General features: G+C 67.0%; 2 protein-coding genes. One reads left to right on the plus strand and one right to left on the minus strand.

The genetic code is table 11. The annotated features are described in order from the left end of the window. Positions 1-1575: ISL3 family transposase (locus tag IG98_RS0143645; protein WP_030926381.1), on the plus strand; the 1575-nt coding region annotated here is incomplete at its 5' end. 20 nt (positions 1576-1595) lie between these two features. Here the strand turns inward: IG98_RS0143645 and IG98_RS47980 are convergent. Beyond that, positions 1596-2315 (minus strand): hypothetical protein, encoded by a 720-nt coding sequence (locus IG98_RS47980; RefSeq protein ID WP_051753743.1) that lies wholly within the window; start codon positions 2313-2315, stop codon positions 1596-1598. Between the last annotated feature and the right edge of the window lie 338 nt (positions 2316-2653).

The raw sequence follows: 2653 nt of genomic DNA on the forward strand, positions 1-2653 counted from the left end.
CTCCTCCCGCATTTGGCCGGAGTCGAGGTCGAACACGTCATGGAGGCCGGCTCCGTGGTGCGGATTGCGGCCAAGACCAGGGGCGGCCCGAGTCCGTGTCCTGGCTGCGGTTCGGTGTCGGAGAGGCTGCATAGCCGATATAGGCGCCGGTTGGCGGACGTGGCGGTGGGCGGCCGCCGAGTGGAGATCATGTTGTCGGTGCGGCGTCTGGTCTGCGGAGATACCGGCTGCACGAAGCGGACGTTCGCCGAGCAGGTGGCGGGGTTGACGGTCCGCTACGGGAGGCGCACACCACTGCTGCGCGTGATGCTGGAGAAGATCGCGGTCGCGCTGGCCGGGAGGGCTGGTGCCCGGCTGGCCTGCGGGCTGCGGGTGATCGTTGGCCGCTCTACGATGTTGCGGCTGGTGATGGCATTGCCCGACCCTGCCGCGGTCACACCGCGGGTACTGGGAGTGGACGACTTCGCGCTGCGACGCGGTCATGTCTATGGGACCGTGCTGATCGACTGCGAGACCGGGGCGCCCCTGGACCTGCTGCCCGGCCGCGACAGCCGACCACTCGCCGAATGGCTGACCGGCCGCTCGGGAGTCGAGCTGATCTGCCGGGATCGATCCGGCTCCTATGCCGAAGGAGCCCGTATCGGAGCGCCTGAGGCCACGCAGGTCGCCGACCGCTTCCATCTGTGGCAGAACCTCGGCAAGGCCGTCGAGCAATGCGTGGCCCGCCACCGCGGTTGCCTGCGCACCTCGCAAACCGAGACCACCGAATCGGCGGTGAACGCCCATAAGCCGGAGCGACAGGCCGCGCCGCTCGGAGCATTCGCCGAGCGGGCTCGCCGTCATCACGCATTGGTTCACGACCTGGTCGAACAAGGCCACGGCATTCGCGGCATCGCCCGCCGTCTCGGGTGGGGCCGCCACACCGTCCAGCGTTTTGCCCGCGCCGCCACCTGGGAGGAACTGGTCGACGGCCGCTGGAAAGGCGTCCGGCCCAGCAAGCTCGACCCGTTCAAGTCCCACCTGCGCCAGCGGTGGGAGGCCGGCTGTACCAATGCCAGACAGCTCCACCGCGAGATCACCGCCCTGGGGTTTCAGGGCAGCTACTCACTGGTTCGCGACTACCTCGACGACCATCACGAACGTCTTGCCCTCGCGCCGATCGCCCCGCCCGCACCGACGGTCCGGCAGGTCACCAGCTGGCTCACCCGCCATCCCGACAGCCTGACCGAGGACGACAAGCTGCAGCTCAAGCCGATCCTGGATCACTGTCCCGAACTCCGGGCCGCCAGCGGCCACATTCGCGTCTTCGGTGAGATGCTCACCGAGTTGTCCGGCCATGACCTGCCGGCCTGGATCTCCGCTGTCCGCGCTGACGATCTGCCTGGCCTGACATCCTTCGCAGGAGGGCTCGAAAGCGACTTGGACGCCGTCATCAACGGACTGACCATGCGCTGGAACTCCGGCCCCGTCGAAGGACGCGTGAATCACATCAAAATGATCAAGCGCCAAATGTTCGGCCGCGCCGGCCTGCCCCTACTACGAAAGCGGGTCCTGCTCACCGCCGCCGACCATTGATCCCACTGAGGCCAGGCCCATCACGAAATGTGGCCAGATCCCGTTTCAAGCCGTCGTAACCACCTCAGGCCGTCTCGCAGCTTCTCCAATACCTCGGTTGAGTCGGCGGAGGCCAGCGCGCTCTCGATGATGCGGGCGGAAGCGGGACTGGTGATCCAGCTCTCCAGCGAACGATGCCAGTCCGTGTCGAGATCCAGCTCATATTGGAACCACCCGACGAGCCACGCCATATGCAGTGCTGCGGCTTCGTCGCCCGCGCTCCCCTCCCACGCGGCCAGGTAGGTACGGAGGTCGAGGCCGAACTCACCCACGATGATTTTGAGCACCTCCAGAACATCGACGCCGCGCGGATAGTGATGCAGGGTGAACCGCCACCAGGCGTCGACGACGGCCACAAAGGCGTCCTGCTCGTCCTGCGGCCAGCTTCGCCAGCGACCGCCGAGCACGCGCGCGAACATGTCACCGTAGAAGCCGTCGAGCTCCTCGCTGATCAGGAGCTCCAGCAGGCGGGGAAGGTAATGCTTGAAATCCCTGATGTCGCCCCACGTGGACAAGGCGTTCGCCGCATAGGGCTTCAGGGCCGACGCGGAGAGCGCGCGAAGCGGCGCCACGCGTGCCGCCTGGATGCTTTCCGGGGAAACACAGTGATCGCATATGGAGCTGTCTTCCGGAAGCGGGTAGCGAGAAAAGGTCCCGTAGAGGTTCTCCAGCGCCACACCAAGATCAGAATCCGCGTCCATGGGCAAGAGGTTACTTCTCGTCACTCGTGGGCGGCATCACGGTTTCCAGGTGGGAGCGCGGTGACCGGCGCCGACGTGAAGCGAGGTCTCCTCGGCCGGACACGGTGACCCGGTACCCGGGTGTCGGCTTGCCCGCCACGGCGGGCCCCGGAAGCCGACAGCCCCATGCACGATCCGCCGGGCCTGGGCAAGGCCGAGGTCACCCCCGAAGACCTGCGCAAGAACGTGCCCCGTGCGCTACACGGACTCGGGCCGCCCCTGGTCTTGGCCGCAATCCGCACCACGGAGCCGGCCTCCATGACGTGTTCGACCTCGACTCCGGCCAAATGCGGGAGGAG

It is taken from the genome of Streptosporangium amethystogenes (assembly GCF_000721075.1).
GTDB classification, from domain to species: Bacteria; Actinomycetota; Actinomycetes; order Streptosporangiales; family Streptosporangiaceae; genus Streptosporangium; species Streptosporangium amethystogenes.